The 22,272-nt window shown below is 52.9% G+C and carries 34 protein-coding genes; 3 read left to right on the top strand and 31 right to left on the bottom strand.

Features of this window, described 5'->3' with window-relative positions:
* Window positions 1–68: 68 nt before the first annotated feature.
* The 3 genes from AYW79_RS03560 to rocF all read right to left on the bottom strand — a co-directional run bounded on the left by AYW79_RS03560 (window position 69) and on the right by rocF (window position 2,913).
* Window positions 69–818, bottom strand: a complete 750-nt coding sequence (locus AYW79_RS03560) for an SGNH/GDSL hydrolase family protein (protein ID WP_067561673.1) — start codon at window positions 816–818, stop codon at window positions 69–71.
* A gap of 17 nt (window positions 819–835) precedes the next feature.
* A complete protein-coding gene (gene mnmH, locus AYW79_RS03555) occupies window positions 836–1,921 on the bottom strand; it encodes a tRNA 2-selenouridine(34) synthase MnmH (protein ID WP_231877899.1) in 1,086 nt (361 codons plus the stop codon).
* Window positions 1,922–2,001: 80 nt separating this feature from the next.
* Window positions 2,002–2,913 carry an arginase gene (gene rocF, locus AYW79_RS03550; protein WP_067561668.1) on the bottom strand — a complete coding sequence of 304 codons (912 nt, stop codon included), beginning with the start codon at window positions 2,911–2,913 and terminating at the stop codon, window positions 2,002–2,004.
* Window positions 2,914–2,993: 80 nt separating this feature from the next.
* Here rocF and AYW79_RS03545 point away from each other — a divergent pair, with 80 nt between their 5' ends.
* Window positions 2,994–3,257 carry a hypothetical protein gene (locus AYW79_RS03545; RefSeq protein ID WP_067561665.1) on the top strand — a complete coding sequence of 88 codons (264 nt, stop codon included), beginning with the start codon at window positions 2,994–2,996 and terminating at the stop codon, window positions 3,255–3,257.
* A gap of 11 nt (window positions 3,258–3,268) precedes the next feature.
* Here AYW79_RS03545 and AYW79_RS03540 read toward each other — a convergent pair whose 3' ends face one another.
* Window positions 3,269–3,850 (bottom strand): stage II sporulation protein M, encoded by a 582-nt coding sequence (locus AYW79_RS03540; RefSeq protein WP_067561662.1) that lies wholly within the window; start codon window positions 3,848–3,850, stop codon window positions 3,269–3,271.
* An 81-nt stretch (window positions 3,851–3,931) separates the two neighbouring features.
* Between AYW79_RS03540 and pdaB the strand changes: the two genes are divergently transcribed.
* Window positions 3,932–4,693, top strand: coding sequence for a polysaccharide deacetylase family sporulation protein PdaB (gene pdaB, locus AYW79_RS03535; RefSeq protein WP_067561659.1), 762 nt, complete (start codon window positions 3,932–3,934; stop codon window positions 4,691–4,693).
* 45 nt (window positions 4,694–4,738) lie between these two features.
* On the top strand, window positions 4,739–5,605 hold the full coding sequence (gerD, locus tag AYW79_RS03530; protein ID WP_067561656.1) for a spore germination lipoprotein GerD: 867 nt from the start codon (window positions 4,739–4,741) through the stop codon (window positions 5,603–5,605).
* Between the two features lie 53 nt (window positions 5,606–5,658).
* Here gerD and AYW79_RS03525 read toward each other — a convergent pair whose 3' ends face one another.
* The 27 genes from AYW79_RS03525 to rplX all read right to left on the bottom strand — a co-directional run bounded on the left by AYW79_RS03525 (window position 5,659) and on the right by rplX (window position 22,264).
* Entirely contained in the window at window positions 5,659–7,203 is a 1,545-nt protein-coding gene (locus tag AYW79_RS03525; RefSeq protein WP_067953323.1) for a DHA2 family efflux MFS transporter permease subunit, read from the bottom strand.
* A gap of 32 nt (window positions 7,204–7,235) precedes the next feature.
* On the bottom strand, window positions 7,236–7,967 hold the full coding sequence (locus AYW79_RS03520; RefSeq protein ID WP_067953325.1) for an HlyD family secretion protein: 732 nt from the start codon (window positions 7,965–7,967) through the stop codon (window positions 7,236–7,238).
* Between the two features lie 36 nt (window positions 7,968–8,003).
* Window positions 8,004–8,645: an HlyD family secretion protein gene (locus AYW79_RS03515; RefSeq protein WP_067561654.1), complete on the bottom strand. Its 642-nt coding sequence runs from the start codon at window positions 8,643–8,645 to the stop codon at window positions 8,004–8,006.
* A gap of 12 nt (window positions 8,646–8,657) precedes the next feature.
* Window positions 8,658–9,311: a TetR/AcrR family transcriptional regulator gene (locus AYW79_RS03510; protein ID WP_067561651.1), complete on the bottom strand. Its 654-nt coding sequence runs from the start codon at window positions 9,309–9,311 to the stop codon at window positions 8,658–8,660.
* Window positions 9,312–9,491: 180 nt separating this feature from the next.
* Complete coding sequence (locus AYW79_RS03505) at window positions 9,492–10,586, bottom strand: Mrp/NBP35 family ATP-binding protein (protein ID WP_067561648.1); 1,095 nt, start codon at window positions 10,584–10,586, stop codon at window positions 9,492–9,494.
* Window positions 10,587–10,712: 126 nt separating this feature from the next.
* Complete coding sequence (gene rpsI / locus AYW79_RS03500; protein WP_067561645.1) at window positions 10,713–11,105, bottom strand: 30S ribosomal protein S9; 393 nt, start codon at window positions 11,103–11,105, stop codon at window positions 10,713–10,715.
* Window positions 11,106–11,125: 20 nt separating this feature from the next.
* Window positions 11,126–11,563, bottom strand: a complete 438-nt coding sequence (rplM, locus tag AYW79_RS03495) for a 50S ribosomal protein L13 (protein ID WP_067561642.1) — start codon at window positions 11,561–11,563, stop codon at window positions 11,126–11,128.
* Window positions 11,564–11,628: 65 nt separating this feature from the next.
* A complete protein-coding gene (truA, locus tag AYW79_RS03490; RefSeq protein ID WP_067561638.1) occupies window positions 11,629–12,396 on the bottom strand; it encodes a tRNA pseudouridine(38-40) synthase TruA in 768 nt (255 codons plus the stop codon).
* Window positions 12,397–12,407: 11 nt separating this feature from the next.
* Window positions 12,408–12,779 (bottom strand): 50S ribosomal protein L17, encoded by a 372-nt coding sequence (gene rplQ / locus AYW79_RS03485; RefSeq protein ID WP_067561770.1) that lies wholly within the window; start codon window positions 12,777–12,779, stop codon window positions 12,408–12,410.
* A 38-nt stretch (window positions 12,780–12,817) separates the two neighbouring features.
* A complete protein-coding gene (locus AYW79_RS03480) occupies window positions 12,818–13,762 on the bottom strand; it encodes a DNA-directed RNA polymerase subunit alpha (RefSeq protein ID WP_067561635.1) in 945 nt (314 codons plus the stop codon).
* 62 nt (window positions 13,763–13,824) lie between these two features.
* Window positions 13,825–14,457, bottom strand: coding sequence for a 30S ribosomal protein S4 (gene rpsD / locus AYW79_RS03475; protein ID WP_067561632.1), 633 nt, complete (start codon window positions 14,455–14,457; stop codon window positions 13,825–13,827).
* A 60-nt stretch (window positions 14,458–14,517) separates the two neighbouring features.
* Entirely contained in the window at window positions 14,518–14,928 is a 411-nt protein-coding gene (gene rpsK, locus AYW79_RS03470; RefSeq protein ID WP_067561629.1) for a 30S ribosomal protein S11, read from the bottom strand.
* Between the two features lie 12 nt (window positions 14,929–14,940).
* The gene (gene rpsM / locus AYW79_RS03465) at window positions 14,941–15,309 is read right to left on the bottom strand and encodes a 30S ribosomal protein S13 (protein ID WP_067561626.1); all 369 of its coding nucleotides are present in this window, start codon (window positions 15,307–15,309) and stop codon (window positions 14,941–14,943) included.
* Window positions 15,310–15,349: 40 nt separating this feature from the next.
* Window positions 15,350–15,463: a 50S ribosomal protein L36 gene (gene rpmJ / locus AYW79_RS03460; RefSeq protein WP_067561623.1), complete on the bottom strand. Its 114-nt coding sequence runs from the start codon at window positions 15,461–15,463 to the stop codon at window positions 15,350–15,352.
* 27 nt (window positions 15,464–15,490) lie between these two features.
* Entirely contained in the window at window positions 15,491–15,709 is a 219-nt protein-coding gene (infA, locus tag AYW79_RS03455) for a translation initiation factor IF-1 (protein ID WP_067561620.1), read from the bottom strand.
* 81 nt (window positions 15,710–15,790) lie between these two features.
* The gene (gene map / locus AYW79_RS03450; protein WP_067561617.1) at window positions 15,791–16,537 is read right to left on the bottom strand and encodes a type I methionyl aminopeptidase; all 747 of its coding nucleotides are present in this window, start codon (window positions 16,535–16,537) and stop codon (window positions 15,791–15,793) included.
* Window positions 16,534–17,187: an adenylate kinase gene (locus AYW79_RS03445; RefSeq protein ID WP_067561614.1), complete on the bottom strand. Its 654-nt coding sequence runs from the start codon at window positions 17,185–17,187 to the stop codon at window positions 16,534–16,536. The genes map and AYW79_RS03445 overlap by 4 nt, the downstream gene beginning before the upstream one ends.
* 23 nt (window positions 17,188–17,210) lie before the next feature.
* On the bottom strand, window positions 17,211–18,509 hold the full coding sequence (gene secY, locus AYW79_RS03440; RefSeq protein WP_067561611.1) for a preprotein translocase subunit SecY: 1,299 nt from the start codon (window positions 18,507–18,509) through the stop codon (window positions 17,211–17,213).
* On the bottom strand, window positions 18,509–18,952 hold the full coding sequence (gene rplO, locus AYW79_RS03435; RefSeq protein ID WP_067561608.1) for a 50S ribosomal protein L15: 444 nt from the start codon (window positions 18,950–18,952) through the stop codon (window positions 18,509–18,511). The genes secY and rplO overlap by 1 nt, the downstream gene beginning before the upstream one ends.
* A gap of 51 nt (window positions 18,953–19,003) precedes the next feature.
* The gene (gene rpmD / locus AYW79_RS03430; RefSeq protein WP_067561605.1) at window positions 19,004–19,189 is read right to left on the bottom strand and encodes a 50S ribosomal protein L30; all 186 of its coding nucleotides are present in this window, start codon (window positions 19,187–19,189) and stop codon (window positions 19,004–19,006) included.
* A 52-nt stretch (window positions 19,190–19,241) separates the two neighbouring features.
* Window positions 19,242–19,739 (bottom strand): 30S ribosomal protein S5, encoded by a 498-nt coding sequence (gene rpsE, locus AYW79_RS03425; protein WP_067561602.1) that lies wholly within the window; start codon window positions 19,737–19,739, stop codon window positions 19,242–19,244.
* A gap of 29 nt (window positions 19,740–19,768) precedes the next feature.
* Complete coding sequence (gene rplR / locus AYW79_RS03420; RefSeq protein WP_067561599.1) at window positions 19,769–20,137, bottom strand: 50S ribosomal protein L18; 369 nt, start codon at window positions 20,135–20,137, stop codon at window positions 19,769–19,771.
* Window positions 20,138–20,156: 19 nt separating this feature from the next.
* Entirely contained in the window at window positions 20,157–20,696 is a 540-nt protein-coding gene (gene rplF / locus AYW79_RS03415) for a 50S ribosomal protein L6 (protein ID WP_067561596.1), read from the bottom strand.
* Window positions 20,697–20,726: 30 nt separating this feature from the next.
* Window positions 20,727–21,125 carry a 30S ribosomal protein S8 gene (gene rpsH / locus AYW79_RS03410; protein ID WP_067561593.1) on the bottom strand — a complete coding sequence of 133 codons (399 nt, stop codon included), beginning with the start codon at window positions 21,123–21,125 and terminating at the stop codon, window positions 20,727–20,729.
* A 26-nt stretch (window positions 21,126–21,151) separates the two neighbouring features.
* Window positions 21,152–21,337 carry a type Z 30S ribosomal protein S14 gene (locus tag AYW79_RS03405; RefSeq protein WP_067561590.1) on the bottom strand — a complete coding sequence of 62 codons (186 nt, stop codon included), beginning with the start codon at window positions 21,335–21,337 and terminating at the stop codon, window positions 21,152–21,154.
* 30 nt (window positions 21,338–21,367) lie between these two features.
* Window positions 21,368–21,916, bottom strand: coding sequence for a 50S ribosomal protein L5 (gene rplE, locus AYW79_RS03400; RefSeq protein WP_079291818.1), 549 nt, complete (start codon window positions 21,914–21,916; stop codon window positions 21,368–21,370).
* Between the two features lie 21 nt (window positions 21,917–21,937).
* Window positions 21,938–22,264, bottom strand: coding sequence for a 50S ribosomal protein L24 (rplX, locus tag AYW79_RS03395; RefSeq protein ID WP_079291819.1), 327 nt, complete (start codon window positions 22,262–22,264; stop codon window positions 21,938–21,940).
* Window positions 22,265–22,272 lie beyond the last annotated feature (8 nt).

The raw sequence follows: 22,272 nt of genomic DNA, 5'->3' as shown, positions 1-22,272 counted from the left end.
ATTCTACTCTATTATACATCGCAAACGGTGCCAGTGCCGCACGGATTTCTAAGAATGTGCTGAGATGTTTAGCGCTTTCGATTCACCCGCACCCCGCCGCCGCTCCTGCGCGACCGCCTTCTCCTTTGCGCGTCAAGCACTGGATCACCCGTCTTTTTCTTCATCGCCACAAGCATCTCGCGGGCCCTCTTCTTATATACGTGAAAGATGGCCTCCGCGATGCGCGCATGCCCGCGGTCATTTGGATGAATCGGGTTCTTGATCAAGCGATAATCTTCGAGTGCTCCTCTCCGATATCCATTTACAAGCTCCGACTCTCGCCCCTGATAAGAATCATCAATCCGCACGAGTTCACATGAGCACTCTGAGGCGAGACGCGCGAGCATGTCATTATAATCGCCAACCCCGCGCGCAGCGAGATCGCTGTTTGGAAATGGGTTATAGATCGTGCACAGAAGCAAGATCGTATGCGAGCTCGGTTTCGCCTTTTCGAGAATCTCGCGCACAACGGGAATGACCGTCGTCTCCAATCGACGGCGTCCCTCCTCAGGGTCATTCAAGTACCACGGGAGGACACGCAAAAGATCATTGCCCCCGATCATCACCGTCGTAAGCGTCGACTCTGCCAGAATGCACGGAGGAATCTTTTCCATACTTGCAAGCAACTGCGGCGCAGTATACCCCGGTTTAGCATTCACGTACGTGTGAGTCACATTCATCTGGTTTAACTTCTCGGTCAATTGATCAACGTAGCGGTGTGCTGGCTTGCTGGAATCATAGCCATGCGTGATGGAGTCCCCCAATGCCACATAGATCATCGCGCATCACCCGGTGGTTAATTTGTTCTCCCACCAATCCATTCACGCTGACCGGAATCCGTCACAGCAAACGCTGAATAGGCGCGCGCCACAACCTCATCTGCCGCCTTTTCAAGATCCTCACCATCTACCTCATAAAATGGATGCGTATACGATTTCATTGCGTGTTCATAGCGCGGATCATAATAGTCGGTGAGAAGTGCTGCAATCAAGCTGTGCCAGTCACGCGCTAAAAACGCTTCGCTCACAAACGTGCGAAATGCCGGCGAAAAGCGTCGCTCAATTCGCGCAAGCGCATGCCCGACCGCGCTCACAAACGCCTGTTCATCATCGAGTCGGTACTGCAAAAGCGTTCTCACCACCCGCGTCTTTAGCGAGGCAAAAAGAAGGAGATTGTGTCCGCGAAGTTTTGCCTCGTAGAGAAAATCAGGCATATTCACGTGCCCGATACGCTTGCTCTCCGCTTCGATAATCAAATACGGCGCATTTTGCTGTCGCTGCAAAGCATCGTACAGACGTCCGTCAAACTCCCGTTGATTCGCCGGTTTAAGGCCAATCCCGCCGAATACTGAACCGCGATGCCCCGCAAATCCCTCTAAGTCGAGAACTGGTTCCCCGCGCTCTTTGAGCAACTGCAAGAGCATACTTTTGCCGACCCCCGTCATGCCGTGGATCACAAGAAGCGGGGGCAGCTTGTCCGCGCGCATGCTGGCAAGCCATTCCGTGATATGAACACGATACGCGCGATACCCACCAGCGAGCCGCACGGCAGGTATGCCCATCAGACCTAAAACGGTCGTCACCGACTGACTGCGCATCCCTCCGCGCCAACAGTAAATTACAGGGATCCGGTCACCCGCCCGCTCTCGAATCGCGCGCACCAGATTCGGCAGTTTTCGCGATGCGATCTCAAGTCCACGCTCGCGCGCTCTCTCAGGCCCAACCTGTTTATACAGTGTCCCTATCTCCGCGCGTTCCTCATTGTCAAACAGCGGAACCGATACGGCGCCAGGAACGTGCGATTCAGCATACTCTCCCTCCGAACGTACATCAATCCACGCAACATCGGCACGCCGTTCGAGTTGCGCGAATGTCTGATCCATCTCCAAACGTCTCACCCTCCAGCACCATAAAAAAGGCTAAGCGACGCGGCTCAGCCCTTCGTCTTTCTTTCTCTATCGCGTCAAATGACCGTAAGTCCAAGCAAAGAAGAAAGAAGCTCAACGGCCATTTTGCCCGTTCGATTCTCCGAATCAAGAATTGGGTTTACCTCCACCACATCGACAGACGTGACACACCCGGCAGACGCGAGCAATTCCATGGCGAGATGCCCCTCGCGATACGTAAATCCACCGTGAACAGGCGTTCCTACACCCGGCGCGTACATCGGGTCGAGCGCATCGAGATCCACACTCAGATGCACACCACTCGTTCCGCTTGAAGCAATCTCGATTGCGCGCCTCATCACTGTACTCATGCCTAGCTCATCCACGTCCGCCATTGTAAAGACGTGCATCCCACTTTTAGCGATCAATTCGCGTTCAAGCGGGTCAATCGAACGCGCGCCGACAAGCACCACACGCTCCGGTTTGAGTTTGGGAAAAAGCGATCCAATTCGCGTCAGATCATCATGTCCGTAACCGAGTGACGCGGCGAGCGGCATGCCGTGGATGTTTCCGCTCGGCGTCGTCTCATCCGTGTTCATATCACCATGTGCGTCAAACCAGATGCAACCCATCTCGCCGCCAAGCGCTTCGGCCGCCCCCGCCACACTGCCGATGGCGAGACTGTGATCGCCGCCGAGCACGATAGGAAACGCGTTATCCGCCATAACCTGCGCCACCATGCCGCGCAATTCATCGCAAATCGCGTGCACTTGGGTGAGATATTTCAGCTTCACATCCCCTTGCACCCGCGACTCCGGTTGGGCCACTGAAAGGTTGCCGAGATCTTTGACGTCATAGCCGAGCGCTTCGAGCTTCTCAGACAATCCTGCATAGCGTATCGCGCTCGGACCCATATCGACCCCGCGCCGCCCCTGACCCAAGTCAGACGGAACACCGATCACACGTAAGGATTTTCGATTTTTTATCATTCGTTTCAACGCTCCTCAAACTTATGGTACCATAGGAAATCAAGCAAGTGGGCATTTCCGCCAGAAAGGGACGTCTCTCTATGAACGAAACTACTTTATCCATGGACGCACAACTTTTCATCCTCTCGTGGGCTCAACTCCAGTATGCCACACTGCTGAGTCCTACAGACGAAACGGTGAGCACCGCAAAACGCGAAGTCGCAAACCGCTTGCAGCGCGATTTTTCTACCACTGAGCTGCAACTGCTCGCACGCGCCGAATCCTTTTATACGGTTTCCTTTAAAGAGCGTGAAGAAACGAAATTTCTCCAGTTTCCCGCCGATGAGATCGAGAGTTTGATCTGAAGCAGTGAACGCTAACCGCCAATCGCCAGTCGCAAAAGAATGGGCGTAATGCTTGACTCGATAAACGCCGCGACCAAAAGCAGTACGGCAACGATGAGCACGATCGTCCACAAATCCTTCCGCAAATACGCCCACATCCCCGGCTTACCCGCGCGCGCAATCGCGCGAAACTCCGTTGCACCGATGCGCATACCATACGCGCTCGCCAGAAGATAGGCCGGGATCTCGAAGATCCCGTGCGGCAGTATCCCAGTGAGAATCGCCAGCCATAGGCTGATATGAATCTTTGCCGTGAGCGTCGCCAGGACATAGCCGACGAGCGCTCCGTTTGCGATGACCACCAAAAAGGGAAGGATTCCGAGGACTAACCCACCTGCCATCATGATCAAGCTTACTCTTAGATTGTTATAAAAGAGCGCAAGCGCTGTGGCGAGCACACTCTCGTGTTTCAGTGTCACTGCCTCTTGCTTGAGTCCGTGCATCATAGGCGTCAGCACCGCTGAGAGCGACGACGCCTGCGCGCCTCCGAGCCAGGCGCCGATCAAAAAGAGAATGAGTGCGACGATAAAATAACTGCGATATCTCTTTACCATGATGATTTCCCCTCTCGTGTATGCCGAATCGTTCCATCGCGCAAACTGAGAAACGAATCGAATGAATGGAGGTGCTCCATCATCAAATCCTTTCGTCCAAAGCTTGCTAAACGCGCTGTACGGATTGGCACAGCACTTTTGCTGACTGCGCTTACGTTCGGTTCATCCTACGTCACGTATGCGAAAACCAAAACTGAAGCGCCTTTATCAAAGACCCCGGAAGCGATCTATAAGGTGCAAACCAATCAGAAGGTCGTTGCACTCACGTTCGATATCTCGTGGGGCGAGAAATCGCCAGGACCTATCCTCGATATCTTAGCCCAAAAACACGTCGATAAGGCAACCTTTTTCCTATCCGGACCATGGGTACTTCACCACCAAGAGATTGCCAAACGTATCAAATCCATGGGTTTTGAAATCGGCAGCCACGGGTATATGCACAAGAATTACTCCGAATTCAGCGAAGGCTGGATTCGCGAGCAAGTTCAAAAGGCGGATGCGAGCCTGCAAGAAGTACTGAACGTGAAGACCCGCTTGATTCGTACGCCTAACGGTGATTTTAACAAACAGGTTCTGTCGACGCTGCACAGCATGGGGTATAGCACGATTCAGTGGAACACCGATTCATTGGATTGGATGAATCCTGGCGTCGAAGCGATCAAAAATCGTGTGCTGACTCGCGTCGTACCTGGCGACATCATTCTGATGCATGCGAGCGACTCTTGCAAGCAGACGCACCTGGCATTGCCCGCAGTGATCGACGGCCTGCGCGAAAAAGGTTACCACTTTGCGACCGTGACGGAACTGGTAAAGGGAGCCGCGACACACTCGACCGTTCAGTGACATTTTCTTTTAATCACGCTCGCTGAAGAAAGAAGGTGAATCGTGATGAAATCAGCAACGCACGCAGCCCACGTCTGGCTGCTCGGCCTGGGATTGACTGCGACGCTCGCAGGCTGCGGGCTAGGAGGCTCAACTTCCGCAGAAGTGTCTAACGCTTCACCGCAGAGCGGCTCTTCTGCACCGCAGAGTGGTTCTTCCTCACCGCAAGGGCAGGACGGACAAGCGACGGGTCAAGGCGGGACACAAGGCGCAGCGGGTAAATCAGGTCAAGCGAGCAGCGGAGGTACGGCGTATCCAGACCTAAAAGCGATGGTGCTGGATATCCTCCACAGCAAAGAAGGAATGGCGACACTTCGCGATACGATGACAAGTCCTGAGTTTAAACGACTGTCAGTGGTTACGCAGGCAGATATCAGTACGGCTGTGGAAAAAACGTTGCAACAAGGCAAAAACAAAAGCCTGCTGACCGAGCAAATGAAAGACCCGCAATTCGCCGCCGCCGTCGTCAATGCCTCTAAGGAACAATTGACGAACGTGCAAAAACAATTGATGACCGATCCTACGTATCAAAAGGATCTGCTCGCTCTCATGAAGTCGCCTGAGTATCAGAAAATGCAGTTTGATCTTTTGAAGAGCCCTGAATACCGAAAAGAGATCATGATGATTATGACAGAGGCGCTGCAACTGCCCACGTTTCGACTGCTCTTTCAGGATAGTATGAAAGAGGCAGTAAAGCAGGCGGGCGGTGGCGATAAAGAGAAAATGGGGAAAACCGAAAAACCGGGAGCGTCTGAAAAAGGGGAGAAAGGGGAAAAAGGAAAGAGCGATCAAGAAGATACTCAGAAAGATAAGCAGAGCGACTCCTCTAGCGGAGAAAAAGAGGGAAGTGGCAGTGAGGGCTCCTCTTCTTGAAAAAAGGTTCGCAGAGCAATCGCCTGCGAACCTTTTTTTGTCGATAACATCCCTTATTCCATGATCGCCGCGGAACGTCCACCACGCTGGCCCATATCGAGCGGCGGTTTCTTTTTTCCGATAAAGAGCACGGAGATAAACCCTAAGACAGAGATGATCGCCGCAACAGCAAACGCAGTTTGTGTGCCGTGCTCAAACGCGATTTGCTGAAGCTCCCCGACCAGCGAGGTCAACTGCGTTGAATTTGTAACACCAAACACGGAAGGAATCCCCGTCAAATTGATTTGCGATAGGTTGTGAACGCTCAGACGTTGAAGATACGTAATCAAATTTGTCGAAGATTGAGATTGCATGACGGTGCTCAAATACGCGGTGCCAATAGAACCTGCGACATTTCGCATCGTATTTTGCAGCGCAGTCGCTCGACTGACCAGTTCACGCGGCACATCGTTCATGCCAGCCGTGGAGAGCGGCATCATAGAGAGCCCCATTCCCGCTTGGCGAAACATGTAAACAAGAAGAATCGTGCCAAACGTCCAATTGAGGTCAATGCCCATCAAAAGCAGGGAGCCAACGAGCATGATGGCTAAACCGAGAATGCCGAGTGGGCGCGCGCCGATGCGATCAAACAGACTCCCCGAGATCGGCATGAGAACACCTGTCACAATGGCCCCCGGCAACGTCAAAAGACCTGTCTCAAGCGGTGTGAATCCAAGGCTGTTTTGTAAAAAAACCGGCAAGATGAAAAGCGCACCGAGCATGGATACGCTCAGTAAACTTGACGTGATGATCGAGACCAGAAACACTTTGCGCTTTAAGAGACGAAGATCGAGCATCGGATTTTTTGCTGTGAGTTCGATCGCCACGAAAAACGTCAGAAGGATGATGCCCGCGGTCAAAAAGGAAAGGATCGTGATTGATCCCCAGCCGTCGGCAGGCGCTTCAGAGAGCGCGTACAGCACGCAGAAGAATCCGACAAGTGATGTGAGAAATCCGGCGATGTCGAGACGCTCTGTCGAGCGCGCGGGCATCTTCGGAATCGATGCGGTGACCATGAAAAAACTCAAGATCCCGATTGGCACGTTGATGTAGAAAATGAGCCGCCAATTGAGGTACTCCACAAAGTATCCGCTAAGTGTAGGTCCGAGCGCTGGCGCGAACATGAGCGCAATACCCCAAATTCCCATGATCGTACCGCGCCGCTCCGGCTTTGACATGCTAAAGAGAATCGTCATCGAGACGGGCATCAGCATCGCGCCACCAATCGCTTGAATCACGCGAAAGGTGATAATCGACTCCGTGCTCCACGATAACCCACACAGCGCCGATCCCGCGGTGAAGATTCCGAGCGCGATAAGATAGATTCGCTTTTGGCCAAAGCGGTCACCGAGATACCCACTAACGGGTGTGAGCATCCCCGTTACGAGCAGATACCCCGTGATGACCCATTCAATCTCATTCTGGGTTGCCGCAAACACCGACATCATTTTTGGGATGGCGACGTTCACGACGGTATTGTCAAGAATCGCCATGAAGACGCCGAACACGACGCTGATGAGGGCGAGAGGGCTCATACCAAACCGTTCTTTAAACGACACGCGCTTTCCCCCCTATCATTCATCCACCCTAATCAATTGTTGTTGACGTGAATCGCCACGACCGCATTCATCCCAGGCACGACCGGTTTTCCGGAGTAGCCACCATTCAAACTGATCACAACGGGAATTCGCTGTTCCACTTTGGTGTACGAACCGGATGCAGCTGAGATGTTCGGCACGAGTGAAAACGCAGATTGCGTTGCGTTGCCAATCGATTGAACCGTACCTTTAAACGTCGTGTTTGGAATGCCGTCAATCGTTACATCTACACTCTGCCCCACTAAGACGTGTCGTATTTCTGTCTCCGAGATATTCGCCGTCACATTCAGGTCGCCCAGGTTCACCACTTCAGCCAACACTTGACCGGGTTGCACCACTTGACCATTCTGCACGTTGTTTTGAATGATCGTTCCACTTATCGGCGATTGGATCGACTCCGCATCGTTCAGACGCTGGCGCAGCGTTGAATTATGCGCGACCAGCCCGCTCAAAAGCGGGTTCATCGCGAGCACGGAGGTGTTTGACTCTGTGCCGAGCACGTCAGATTGATTGACCGTTGTGTTGACTGCCGCATCCCACGAGTTGAGGCGTCCAGCATACTGAACGGTGATCGGGACAATGGTGCCTGTGACCTGCGCATCTTGCGATGTGACAAAGTTCGTCGAATTCGTGTAGTACAAGTATCCGCCGAATAATGCGCCAATCAGGACGACGAGCACGATAAGGTTGATGAGGACGACGCGTACGATGCTGCTGTTCGCCAAAGCGTTTCACTCCATTCACAGAAAGTCTTTCTACAGTCAATTGCGATTTATGGATACTTCTGCAGATAGGCCCGGCATGAGCTGTTTTCCTTCTGTACCGTTAATCGAGATGTAAACAGGTACACGTTGCACCACTTTATTAAAATTGCCCGTCAAACTCGTATTCGGAATTCCTTGTGACAAAACAGTTGAAGCACTGCCGATTTGACTGACCGTTCCCGTAAACAGCGTTCCTGGGTACGCATCGATCGTAATGTTTACTGGTTTACCCACCGTAACGTTGCTGATGTCCGTCTCGTTTACGTTGGCGACGATCTGCAAATTATTCAGGTTACTCATATAGCCGAGCGATTCTCCCGGAACGACAATTTCGCGATCAACAGCGTTATTTTGGAGAAATGTGCCCGTAATCGGCGCCGTAATGTCCGTCGTACCGGTCAATCCCTGCACCTGTCCAATCACAGTGCCTCTTTGCACCGTAGCACCGTCATTGACGCGCCAATTGACAAGCGTTCCGTCGGCTGGAGACGTGATTTGACTCATCGTCCCTTGAATGCTTGCATTATCTGTTGTTACGTAGTTTTGCTGCTGGTAGATGTAATATCCACCTCCGCCAATCACCACGATTGCGGCAAGAATGCTGATAATCGAAAGACTGACTGTGCGCGGATTCGCCACACAGAACCCCCCTTACGTTAATTGCGTGTCATGAATCGGTGAATCAGGCGCGTACCTTGCGTATGCATCCACGATCGTCTTCACAAGGCAGCCCGTCAGGCGCTCATCGCTCAACTGCGCCATTTCAATCGGCGTTCTCTTTCGCATCGAGGCTGCGCCGTGCAGTGAGGTCATGATGATATGGGCAAGAATCGGGTAGTCCCCTTCCTTGATCGCCCCTCGTTCGCGCATAGCCTCAAAATAGCGAACGATCATCCCTCGCATCTTCCACATAAATTCACGCAGCAGATCGGAGATTTCAGGCTGGCTAAACGCCTCTGAGAAACCGAGCATTAAGATGTCGCTTTGCGCCGTCACCTGCAAGAGATAGTCAGAGATAAACTGACTCAATCCCTGTTCAAGCGTTCCGTGAAGATAAGGCTCCAAATCCTGCGGAATCTTCATCTGCATCAATGCCTGCTCCACGGCAGCGCGCAACAGGTCAAGCTTACTTCCGAAGTGCCGAAAAAGCGTGACTTCATTCACACCTGCCCGCTCTGCAATTCCGCGAGTGCTTGCCCCCTTGTAGCCGCGCTGCGTAAATTCGGTCAGGGCGGCGCGCAGGATGCGGGCATGCGCATCCTGGTCAGTGGATGAGACACGCGAACTCTGCGGCGTATCATCCAAACCAATCCCCCCTCTCGATGCGTGCAAGCTCTCACTTGCGTAAGTATGTACTTGCATTATAACAAGTTGCCCATTTCATGCAAGTGAATCGATAGAAAAAAGCATGCCCTTTAACCGCTCAGGCATGCTTCGTCACGAATTGTATAAATTTATCGTTACTCACAAAACATCAGACAACCGTCAATCACGCGCGGCCGCGAGCGCCTCAAGCCGCAGCTCTGTCGCCAACTGTTGCGCCAAGAGGTCAAACGCCTGGCCTTGCAACGAATCCCGGGCGAATATCCCCTGCGTGCCTGGCATCGGTTCACCCATCGGAATCTGTGCCAGCACACTCGTTTGCAATCCGTCTGCCACTTGGGCTCCACCGCCCTGCCCAAAGAGATAAGCGCGTTCACCGCAGCCTTTACACTGATAGAACGCCATGTTTTCAATGACGCCAAGGACTTCATGTTTCGTGTGTAGCGCCATAAGTCCCGCGCGAATCGCCACGTCCGCCGCCGTTTGCTGTGGCGTCGTCACGATCAACTCCTTGCTGCGCGGAAACATACCGTGGACATCGAGCGCCATATCACCTGTGCCTGGCGGAAGATCGAGCAACACCACATCGAGGGCGCCCCAGTGCACTTCCTGAAAAAAATTACGCAACATTTTTCCGAGCATGGGACCGCGCCAAATGATCGGTCGATTATCCGGTACAAAAAACTGCATGCTGATGAGCTTGATCCCTTTCACTTGAACGGGCATCACCACATTTTCTACGACCGCCGGTTTCACGTCCGCCACGCCAAAAAGATTCGGTAGGGAAAATCCGTAGATGTCCGCGTCGATAACACCCACGCGATATCCTAAGCGCCCTAGTGCCACCGCGAGATTCGCAGTCACCGTCGATTTTCCGACACCACCTTTACCGCTTGCAATGGCGACAAATTCAGTGAGTGTATCAGGTTTTAGCAGGTCTGGCGTCTGTTGCGCAGACGCGCCAGGTCCCTTTAATTTTGCCGCGAAACGCTGCCGCTCTTCATCGCTCATCGTTCCGATCACCACATGCGCATCGCTAATTCCTTCGACGCGTAACAACGCATCGCGCACCTGATCTTCAATCACCGAGCGCAGAGGGCACCCGTGAATGGTTAATAGCACTTCAACATGAGCGACTGAACCTTTGATCTCAATCGACTTCACCATATCCATTTCCACAATACTGCGCTGAACTTCAGGATCTTGCACGTCCTTTAACGCGTCAAGAATCGCTTCTCTCGTGACTTCGCTCGACATGCCTCAACACCTCCATCTGACATGAATTGTAACACGAAAAAGGTACTCCTCTCTTGTCGAGGAGTACCTTTTTGATACGCTGACGCACTTGTTCGATAAACGTTGACAACTGTGGCAAACGGTACGTTAGCGTTTTGAAAACTGTGGCGCTCGGCGAGCCGCTTTGAGACCATACTTCTTACGCTCTTTCATGCGCGCATCGCGGGTTAAAAACCCTTCCCGCTTAAGCGCAAGACGTAAATCCGGGTCAATTTTCAAGAGGGCTCTGGCAATGCCGTGACGAATGGCGCCTGCCTGACCAGAAATACCTCCACCCTGAACGTTTACAAGCACATCATAGCGACCTAGCGTTTCTGTGACGAGAAGCGGCTGCTTCACAATCAGTTTCAACGTCTCAAGCCCGAAGTACTCATCCATGGTGCGGTTGTTGATGCGCACCGCGCCTTCACCTGGAAGCAATCGTACGCGTGCTACCGACGTTTTGCGGCGGCCTGTACCCCAATATTGAATGAGAGCCATGGTTCTCCTCCTTTCAGCGATTATTCGTTGATCACGAGCGGTTTTGGTTGTTGTGCCTGGTGTGGGTGTTCTGGACCCGCGTACACCTTAAGCTTCGTATACAATTGCGCACCAAGGCTGTTTTTGGGGAGCATACCTTTGACGGCCGCTTCCAGAACGCGCTCTGGGTGAGTCCGCAACATGTCGATCGCTTTAACTTCACGCAGACCACCTGGATAGCCTGAGTGACGGAAATAGCCTTTATCCGTCAATTTCTTACCTGTAAATACAACTTTCTCGGCGTTGACTACTACGACAAAGTCGCCGACATCCGTATGCGGAGTAAATTCAGGCTTATGCTTTCCGCGCAAGACAGACGCAATTTCAGTCGCAAGGCGACCGACGCGTTTGCCTGCTGCGTCGACAACATACCAGTTTCTCTCAACCGCACCCGGCTTGGCCATATAGGTCGTTCGCATGGGTGTTCCTCCTAAATGTCATTCCATTCGCTGATCCAACGCATTGAATTTTAGAGTACCGTACCTCAAGGGGTTTCGTCAAGATACGGCCAAGGCTTGTAAGAGATCTGCCAGAGGCATAACCCCTTGGCAGGCGCTGTGGGCCCCGCCTTCGCGCGATCTTTTGCACCGAGCATCGTCTGAATGTCATCCGCTTGAAAACGTCCTCGACCAACGTCGATCAGCGTTCCCGCCATGATGCGCACCATATTGTGCAAAAACCCGTTGCCAGAGACCGTGAGAAGAAGCGAGTCCGATCGCTCTTCTACGTGAAATGCGTAGACCTCTCGAACCTTATCCGGTTGCTGCGCGTGAACATAGCAGAACGATGAGAAATCGTGCATTCCTTCTAAATAGTGACTCGCGACCTGCATCGCGCGCACATTCAGTGAATAAGGAACGTGAACCGCGTACCTCGCACGAAAGACGTCTGGTACAGCGCGCGTGTCCAACTCATAGCGATAGGTCTTCCACGTGACATCGTGGCGAACATGAAACGTATCAGGCACGATATCCACGCGCGGCACCGTCAAATCAACAGGAAGATGCGCGCGCAGAATATAGCGCAAATGATCCGCCGAATACGGGCAATGATCCACATCAAAGTGAATCATCTGCCCAATCGCATGAACGCCTGCATCGGTGCGACTTGCGCCGACAACACGAATCTCTCGTGAGAAGACGCGGGACAGCACACGATCCAATTCACCCTGGACAGTTCGCAAGGAACCCTGTGTCTGAAAGCCGCGAAACCCTGTGCCGTCATAGGCGACGACGAGACGGATCCGAGTCATCGCAATGCAAACTACTCGACGAGCTCGATGTAAACCATCTCTGTTGCATCGCCGCGACGTGGTCCGAGTTTAAGAATGCGCGTGTAGCCGCCTTGACGCTCCGCGAATTTCGGACCAATCTCCGTGAACAGCTTTTGCAGCACATTTTGCGTTGCTTCGCCCTCGACTTGCACCATTTCCGGACGAACATACGCAGCGGCGAGGCGACGGGAATGCAGATCGCCACGCTTTGCGAGAGTAATCATCTTATCCGCGAGTTTGCGAAGCTCTTTGGCTTTCGCCTCTGTCGTGCGAATCCTTCCATACATGAAGAGATCCGTGACGAGACTGCGAAACATCGCTTCGCGCGAACCCGTGCGCCGATTGAGCTTGCGGTAGCCCATGGCCATTGTAACTCCTCCTTCAGCCTCTCAGCCTAGTTTCACTCGTCTGGGCGCAAGCCCAACTCGAGACGTTCCAATTTTTCAAGCACTTCCTCCAGCGACTTACGGCCGAGGTTACGCACCTTCATCATTTCTTCTTCCGTGCGGGAACAGAGTTCCGCAACCGTGTTGATTCCTGCACGCTTTAGGCAATTATAGGAACGCACCGAAAGATCAAGCTCTTCGATGGTCATATCCAAAGCCTTGTCATGCTTTTCGTCACCACGCTCAAGTGTCGTGTCGAGCGGGCGTCCGTGATCTGTCAAACGGCGAAACGGGTCCAATTGTTCAATCAGGATGCGGGAAGCGTCGCTCACCGCTTCATCTGGCCGAACACTGCCATCCGTCCACACCTCAAGCGTCAACTTGTCATAGTCGGTAATCTGCCCAACGCGCGTGTTCTCAACCTGATAATTCACGCGGTAGATCGGGGAGAAGATCGAATCGATCGGCAGCACGCCAATCTCCTGCTCTTCGCCTTTGTTCAGATTCGCCGGAATGTAGCTGCGCCCCGTTCGCGCCATCATTTCGACATAGATGCGGGAACCCGGGGCAAGCGTCGCGATGTGCAGATCCGGATTGAGAATCTCCACATCCGAATCACCGCGAATATCGCCTGCACGAATTTCTCCAGGTTGATCGATGTCAATAATCAGTCGCTTATACTCGTCAGAGTGAATTTTCAATGCCAGTTTCTTGACATTGAGGATAAACTCCGTCGTGTCTTCCACAACACCTGGAATCGTTGAAAACTCATGCAATACGCCCTCAATCTTGACGGACGTTACAGCCGCTCCCTCCAGCGACGAGAGAAGCACCCTACGCAACGAATTTCCAAGTGTCGTTCCGTAACCTCGGTCAAGCGGTTCGATCACGAACTTGCCGTACTTTCCATCCTCACTGATCTCTTCGATCAGGATGCGTGACTTTTCCCTATCGTTCATCCACTAACCCTCCCTCAGGACGAAGCCGACCCGCGCCACGCGCGAGATCGGGCAGGTCGCACTTATCGCGAGTAATATTCGATGATCAGTTGCTCCGTTACTGGTGCATCGATTTCTTCGCGTGCGGGCAGGCGTGTCGCTTTACCGCTTCGCGTAACCATGTCGCGCTCGAGCCACGACAATACGGTTTTTCCTTCCGCCGCTTCGAGCAACTCTTTAAACTTAGGGGATGTAGCGCTCTTCTCGCGAACACTCACCAACTCCCCAATACGCACTTGGTAGGACGGAATGTCGACTCGACGGCCGTTGACTTCAAAATGACCGTGTTTGACGAGTTGACGCGCTTCCGGGCGGGACGCTGCAAAGCCGAGACGGTACACGACATTGTCGAGACGCGTTTCAAGCAGTTGCAAGAGTGTATCACCCGTGATCCCTTTGCGACGCGCCGCTTCATCGTAATATGCGCGGAATTGCTTCTCGAGCACGCCATACATTTTGCGTGCTTTTTGCTTCTCGCGCAGTTGCAATCCGTACTCACTGGTACGTTTGCGACCTTGCGTTTGGCCGTGTTGGCCAGGTGCATAACCGCGACGATCAATTGCACACTTATCCGTGTAACAACGCTCACCCTTTAGGTAGAGCTTTAATCCCTCGCGGCGGCAAATTCTGCAGACAGGGTCAGAATATCGAGCCATTCTGTGATTGACACCTCCATGAATTCATCAAAACGCGAGCCTACTCGCGCATGGTTTGCGTTATACGCGACGGCGTTTCGGAGGGCGGCACCCATTGTGTGGGATCGGCGTTACGTCGCGGATCGCAGAAACTTCAAGTCCCACGGACTGAAGGGAGCGAATTGCCGCTTCACGTCCTGCGCCCGGTCCCTTGACATAGACTTCGACCGACTTCATTCCGTGCTCCATTGCAGCCTGACCGGCAGACTCCGCGGCCATTTGCGCTGCAAACGGCGTGCTTTTGCGTGAACCTTTGAATCCTAAACCGCCTGAACTCGCCCAGCTGATCGCGTTTCCTGTTGGATCCGTAATCGTAACAATCGTGTTGTTAAACGTCGAGCGAATGTGCGCGATTCCCACTTCAACATTTTTGCGGTCCCGACGCTTTGGTCGAGCGGTTGCAGCCGATTTGCGTTTAACCTTAGTCGCCACGTGCAGACCTCCTTATTTCTTCTTGCCAGCAACCGTGCGACGCGGGCCTTTGCGCGTGCGCGCATTGGTTTTGCTCCGCTGTCCACGAACCGGCAGACCCTTGCGATGACGAACGCCACGGAAAGAACCGATTTCGATGAGACGTTTAATATTCAGCGCAATCTCACGACGTAGATCGCCTTCAACCTTTAACGTCTTGTCGATCTCATCGCGAAGCTTTTGTACATCTTCATCCGAAAGATCGCGAATACGCGTATCCTTGTTAATCTCGGTTTTTGCCAGAATCGCATTTGCGGTTGGACGGCCAATGCCAAAGATATAGGTTAAGCCGATCTCCACGCGCTTGTCGCGAGGCAAGTCGACGCCTGCGATACGTGCCATTCACTGCACCTCCTAATAGTCTTTCAATCTTTGCATCAGGTTAACCCTGGCGTTGCTTGTGTTTTGGATTTTCGCAAATAACCATCACGTTGCCTTTGCGACGAATGATCTTGCACTTTTCGCAGATCGGCTTGACGGAAGGACGAACTTTCACGTCGTGCGCCTCCTCTCACAAGGTCAATTACTTGTAACGATACGTGATCCGACCCCGAGTAAGATCATAGGGTGACAACTCGACCGTCACTCTGTCCCCAGGCAAGATCTTGATGTAGTTCATACGAATCTTACCGGATACATGCGCAAGAATCTTATGGCCATTCTCCAGTTCAACTCGGAACATCGCATTGGGTAGCGGCTCGATCACTTTACCTTCGACTTCAATGACATCGTCTTTTGCCACGCATGGCACCCCTTTTTCTGCTTCATTCGCCTGTTGCCCCTCTCCCTTGACAAAGGGGAAGGCGTCTTACGATTTTCTCCGTCACAGCGCAGTCATGATGAGTGGTCCGTCTTCCGTAACGGCGATGGTGTGCTCAAAATGTGCACAAAGCGAACCATCCGCCGTAACCACCGTCCAGTTGTCCGAGAGGGTCCGCACTTCATAGCTGCCTGCATTGACCATCGGCTCAATCGCAAGTACCATTCCGGGACGCAACCGCGGGCCTTTGCCCGCCGGGCCAAAGTTTGGAATCTGGGGGGACTCATGCATCTCGCGTCCGATGCCGTGTCCGACATAATCGCGCACGATCGAACCGTTTCGCGCCTCGACGTACATCTGGATGGCGTGAGAGACATCAGACAGACGATTCTCCGAGCGCACGTGATGGATTCCCTCGTACAGCGATTGCTCAGTTACATCGAGAAGCGCCTGCGCGTCCGGATGAATCTGCCCCACAGCGTACGTGAATGCGGAGTCTCCGTGGAAGCCGTTCCACTTCGCACCGACATCAATCGAAACAATGTCTCCTTCGCGCAACACGCGCATTCCGGGAATTCCGTGCACCAGCTCTTCATTTACCGATGCGCAAATGGAGGCCGGAAACCCGTTATACCCCTTAAACGACGGTGTCGCATCATGCGCGCGGATAAGCTTTTCCGCCTCCGCGTCAAGTTCTGCCGTTGTGATTCCCGGTTGCACGAGCGTGCGCATCAATTGATGCACTCTCGCCACAATGCGTCCAGCCTCACGCATGATCTCCAATTCGCGTTGAGACTTAAGCGTGATCAACGAACATTCCCTCGAAGCGTATCGCGAATCTGGCTGTACACCGTATCGATGGGTTGTTCCCCGTCAATCTGTGTCAACACACCGCGCTCGCGATAGCGTTCAACGAGCACCTGCGTACGCTTTAAATTTTCTTCGATTCGCACCGCCACCGCATCAGGCGTATCGTCACTCCGCTGAATGAGTTCAGCACCACAGCGATCGCAGATTCCGGCTTGCGTCGGCGGATGAAACGACAGATGGTACGATGCACCACAAGACGGGCATACGCGCCGCCCCGTGATTCGCGCGAGCAATTCGGACGGGCTCACGTTGAGATACAAAACATGCGTCACCGGTTTTCCTAGCCCGCTCAACACATCATCGAGCGCTGTCGCCTGTGGCACCGTGCGCGGAAACCCGTCAAGCAAGAACCCGCCTTTGCAATCCTCTTTCATCAGGCGGTCTTCTACGACGCGAATCGTCAGTTCATCAGGTACAAGACGCCCGGCATCCAGATACCCTTTGACCTCCTCGCCAAGCGGTGTTCCCGCGGCGCGCGCAGCCCTGAACATGTCACCGGTTGCGATATGGGGAATTCGGAACTCTTCGGTGATCGAAGTCGCCTGTGTTCCCTTACCCGCCCCGGGCAATCCCAGGAATACGATCTGCATTTTACTGCCCCCCGCGCATCGCGTTAGCGAATGAAGCCTCGATAACTGCGCTGCAAGATCTGCCCCTCAAGCTGTCGCATGGTGTCAAGCGCGACGGTGATGACGATGAGAAACGATGTTCCGCTGTAGTAGCTATTGATCTGGCTCATGCCACCGATACTCATGAAGGCGAGCGGTAGGATCGAGACAACGGCCAGGAACAATCCGCCAATCAGCGAGAGACGGTTGAGGAGTCGCGTAATGTAATCCTCTGTGGCCTTCCCAGGGCGAATGCCGGGTATTGATCCAGCATTCTTCTGGAGGTTTTCCGCCATCTGTTGCGGGTTCATTTGCACCAGCGTGTAAAAGAACGTGAACCCGACAATCAATGCGAACTCAAGAACATCGAAGATCCAGTTGGTGGGTGAGAAGAAGTTCACTAACCACTGACCTACCGGACTTCCTTGAATGAACCCGCCAATAATCGCCGGAAGAAACAACAGCGATGTGGCAAAGATGACAGGAATAACACCCGCCGCATTCACCTTGATCGGAATGTGCGCACTTTGACCGCCGTACACCGTTGAACCCACTTGTCGTTTTGCGTACTGGATAGCAATGCGTCTCACACCTTGTTGCACAAAGACGATGAACACCGTCATAAGCAGAACAACCGCGAGAAGGATAACCACCTTCAAGACATTCAGGAAAATCTGTCCGGGATGCGCTTGAAACCAGTTTGCATAAAGCAACGGGATCACCGTCTCGACGCGAGACAAGATACTCAGCAGAATGATCACCGAGATCCCGTTACCGATGCCCTTGTCTGTGATCTGTTCCCCGAGCCACATCATGAAAACGGTGCCCGCAGTCATTGTGATCGCAATCAGCGCATACGTCCAAATGGATGGATCAACGATAAACCCGGCTCCTAACTGACGACTGAACGAAAAGGTTAGCGCAACGGCCTGAACGATACCCAGACCCACTGTGAGAAACCGCGTCCACTGTGTCAGTTTCGCCCGACCCGTTTCGCCTTCTTTCGACCAGTCGTCCCAGCGCTGGATAACGCCTTGCGAAAGCAACTGGACGATGATCGATGCAGTGACGTACGGGTAAATGTTCATCGTAAAGATGGAAAAACGATTGAGCGCGCCGCCTGAAAAGGTGTTGAGCAGTCCAATCACCGCGCTTTTCGATGCGAGAGATTGGAGCATCGTCGCGTTGACTCCCGGTACGGGAATGATGACGCCAATGCGATAGACGGCGAGAATCATCAAGGTAAACAGGATGCGCTTGCGCAAATCCTTCGCCCGAAATACACCCGCCAACGTCGACGCCATCAGATCACCTCAACCGTGCCACCCGCATTTTGAATCTTTTCCACAGCGCTCGAAGAAGCCGCATGCACGCGAACTGTCACGCCCATTGCGATTTCCCCCTCGCCAAGCAGCTTGACGCCATCTTTCAGCTTACGGATGATCCGACGCTCAAGAAGGAGCTCAGGTGTCACGACCGTACCCGCTTCAAACGACTTCAACTGACCCACATTAACAATTGCATACTCCGTTTTAAACGGTTCATTGGAAAAACCGCGCTTTGGCAGTCGACGGAAAAGCGGTGTCTGACCACCCTCAAATCCGAGACGTACACCACCGCCTGAACGCGCCCACTGACCTTTGTGTCCGCGCCCCGATGTTTTTCCAAGTCCAGAACCGATTCCGCGTCCCAAACGCTTGCGACTTTTGCGCGATCCGGGTTGCGGAGATAGTTCATGAAGATTCAATGCGATCCCTCCGATCGGGTCGATGAGTGACCCGTTCCGTATTCACGTCTGTTACGCTTCAATCACTTTGTACTGAACGAGGTGCCCAACCTTGTCGATCATACCGCGTAAGGATGGCGAATCTTCCCGAACGATCGATTGGCGAATCTTGCGAAGTCCCAAAGCCTGTACCGTTGCTCTTTGTTTCTCATTCTGGCCAATCAGGCTCTTCACCAAGGTGATTTCCACTTGTTTCACGACGATGCACCTCCTACAAAACACAGTAGATTCAGCGGATCCGAATCACGTATTATCCGCGAATCTCTTCAACCGTTTTACCGCGCATTTTTGCAACGTCTTCAGGGCGTTTCAATTGACGAAGACCTTCAAGTGTTGCGTGTACCATGTTGATGGAGTTTGAAGAGCCAAGCGACTTTGTCACAATATCCTTAATCCCTGCGAGTTCGATCACTGCGCGAACAGGACCGCCTGCAATAACACCCGTACCTTCGCGCGCTGGCTTGATCAAGACGCGACCAGCGCCAAAGCGTCCCAAAATCTCGTGTGGGACCGACGTGCGTTGCATTGCGACGCTAATGAGATTCTTCTTCGCATCCGCGACACCCTTACGTACAGCTTCTTGAACCTCCGAAGCTTTGCCAAGACCAGCGCCAACATGCCCTTGACCGTCGCCGACGACGACGAGCGCGCTGAAACTGAAGCGACGACCGCCTTTCACCACTTTGGCGACGCGGTTGATGTGTACTACTTTCTCTGTCAAATCGAGGTTAGTCGGATCAATGCGCACCTGCGAGATTCCCTCCTTGTCCTTTCAAGTTAAAACTCGAGGCCTTCTTCACGAGCAGCGTCGGCAAGCGCCTGAATCCGTCCGTGATAGAGATAACCGCCGCGATCAAAAACGACTGTTGAAATCCCTGCTTCTTTAGCACGTTTTGCCACAATGCGACCAATCGCTTTCGCTGCTTCCACCGTATTGCCGTGTGGAATCTCCGTTTTGAGATCCTTTTCGACAGACGATGCGGAGACGAGTGTGCGAGACGCCGAATCATCGATGACTTGCGCATAGATGTGCTTGCCAGAGCGAAACACATTCAACCTCGGACGCGCAGGGGAACCCGTCAGGTTTTTGCGAATCCGCGAGTGTCTTCTCGCGCGGCCCGCGACTTTATCAACTTTATTAATCACCGTTTACGCCCCCTTCCGGTTATTTCTTACCGGTCTTACCGACCTTGCGGCGAACCACTTCATTTTCATAGCGAATTCCTTTACCTTTGTACGGCTCAGGTCTGCGCAGATCACGGATCTTTGCGGAGAATGTCCCCACACGCTCCTTGTCAATTCCTTTTACAATAAGGCGCGTATTGGTCGGGACGTCAATCTCCAGACCCTCTTCCGCAACCACTTCAACCGGGTGGGAAAATCCGAGTGTCAGGGTGACCTTGTTGCCAGCCTTCGTAGCGCGGTAACCGACACCAACGAGATCCAGCACTTTTTCATAGCCTTTCGTGACACCTTCAACCATGTTGGAAACCACACTGCGCGTCGTACCGTGCAAACTGCGATGCAATTTTGCATCGGATGGACGTTCTACATGAATTTCGTCGGTTTCTATACGTACGATCATGTCCTCATGTAGCGCGCGACTCAAAGTCCCCTTGGGTCCTTTAACGGTCAACACGTGGCCTTCCTGGGTGATGGTTACACCCGCAGGCACAACAATCGGCTTTCTGCCAATACGGGACACACCGACACCTCCCTTGTCTGACTGAATCGATTACCAAACGTAGCAGAGAACTTCTCCGCCAACTTTGTGCTGACGGGCTTGACGATCCGTCATGATGCCGCGCGATGTCGAGACGATCGCGATGCCAAGTCCCCCAAGCACGCGAGGCAATTCCTCGGCGCCTGCATAAACGCGCAACCCTGGTTTGCTGATACGCTTTAGCCCAGTGATCACCTTCGTATTTTGCGGACCATACTTCAGGTGCACGCGAATCGTGCCTTGCTTCTCATCTGCAATAAACTCGGCATCCCGAATGTATCCTTCAGCTTTCAGGATATCAGCGATCGATTTTTTAATCTTCGACCCTGGAATGTCAACCTTCTCATGCCCGACCATGTTGCCGTTTCGAATGCGTGTGAGCATATCCGCGATTGGATCTGACAATACCATGAAACAAAACCTCCTTCCGATTCCCCTTACCAGCTCGCCTTGGTCACGCCAGGCAGTTGCCCGTTGTGTGCCAATTGGCGGAAACAAATCCGACAAATCCCAAAGCGACGTAGTACGGAGTGTGGTCGTCCACAACGCGTGCAACGCGTGTACGCCTGCGTGCTGAATTTTGCGGGCCGTGACGCTTTAATGATCATCGACTTTTTTGCCACAGGTGTTCCTCCTTAATCTTGCTCACCGCATTATGCAGTGCGAAAAGGCATGCCCATCTCCGTCAACAGCGCGCGCGCCTCTTCGTCGCTCCCCGCCGTTGTGACGATGACGATATCCATGCCGCGAGTTTTGTCAATCTTGTCATACTCGATTTCAGGAAAAATCAATTGCTCGCGAACGCCAAGCGTGTAATTGCCGCGTCCGTCAAACGACTTTGGAGAAACCCCGCGAAAGTCGCGAACGCGTGGGAGTGCAATGTTGAAAAGCTTGTCGAGAAAGTAAAACATCCGCTCACCGCGCAGTGTTACTTTCACGCCGATTTTCTGATTCTCACGGAGTTTGAAACCGGCAATCGACTTTTTCGCCCTTGTGATCACAGGTTTTTGACCTGCGATCAGCGTTAGGTCGGTAACCGCATGGTCGAGAACCTTCTCGTTTTGAGCCGCTTCGCCGACACCCATATTGATGACGACTTTTTCAATTCTCGGCACTTGCATTACGCTTTTATAAGAGAATTTTTCCATGAGATTCGGCGTAACCGCACTGACATAGTGATCTTTTAACCTTGCCACGAACATCACCTCGTTTTGACCTGGCTACTAGTCGAGTACTTCACCAGATTTTTTTGCAATGCGAACCTTGGTTCCATCCTCAAGGATTTTGTAGCCTACACGCGTTGGGCCACCTGTCTTTGGGTCGACCAGAGCAACATTGGAAACGTGCAGCGGAGCTTCTCTCTCAACAATACCGCCTTCTGGCGATTGAAAGCTCGGCTTTGTGTGCTTCTTGATCATATTGACGCCTTCGATCACCACACGGCTTTCGCGCGGATAGACAGCCAATACCTTACCCTTTTGATCGCGATTTTTGCCAGAGATCACAATGACCGTATCGCCTTTTTTGACCTTCAACTTCGGTTGTGTCACGTTAATCC

Source organism: Ferroacidibacillus organovorans (genome assembly GCF_001642725.1).
Classification (GTDB): Bacteria; Bacillota; Bacilli; order Alicyclobacillales; family SLC66; genus Ferroacidibacillus; species Ferroacidibacillus organovorans.
This window is presented reverse-complemented; position numbering and strand designations above follow the sequence as displayed.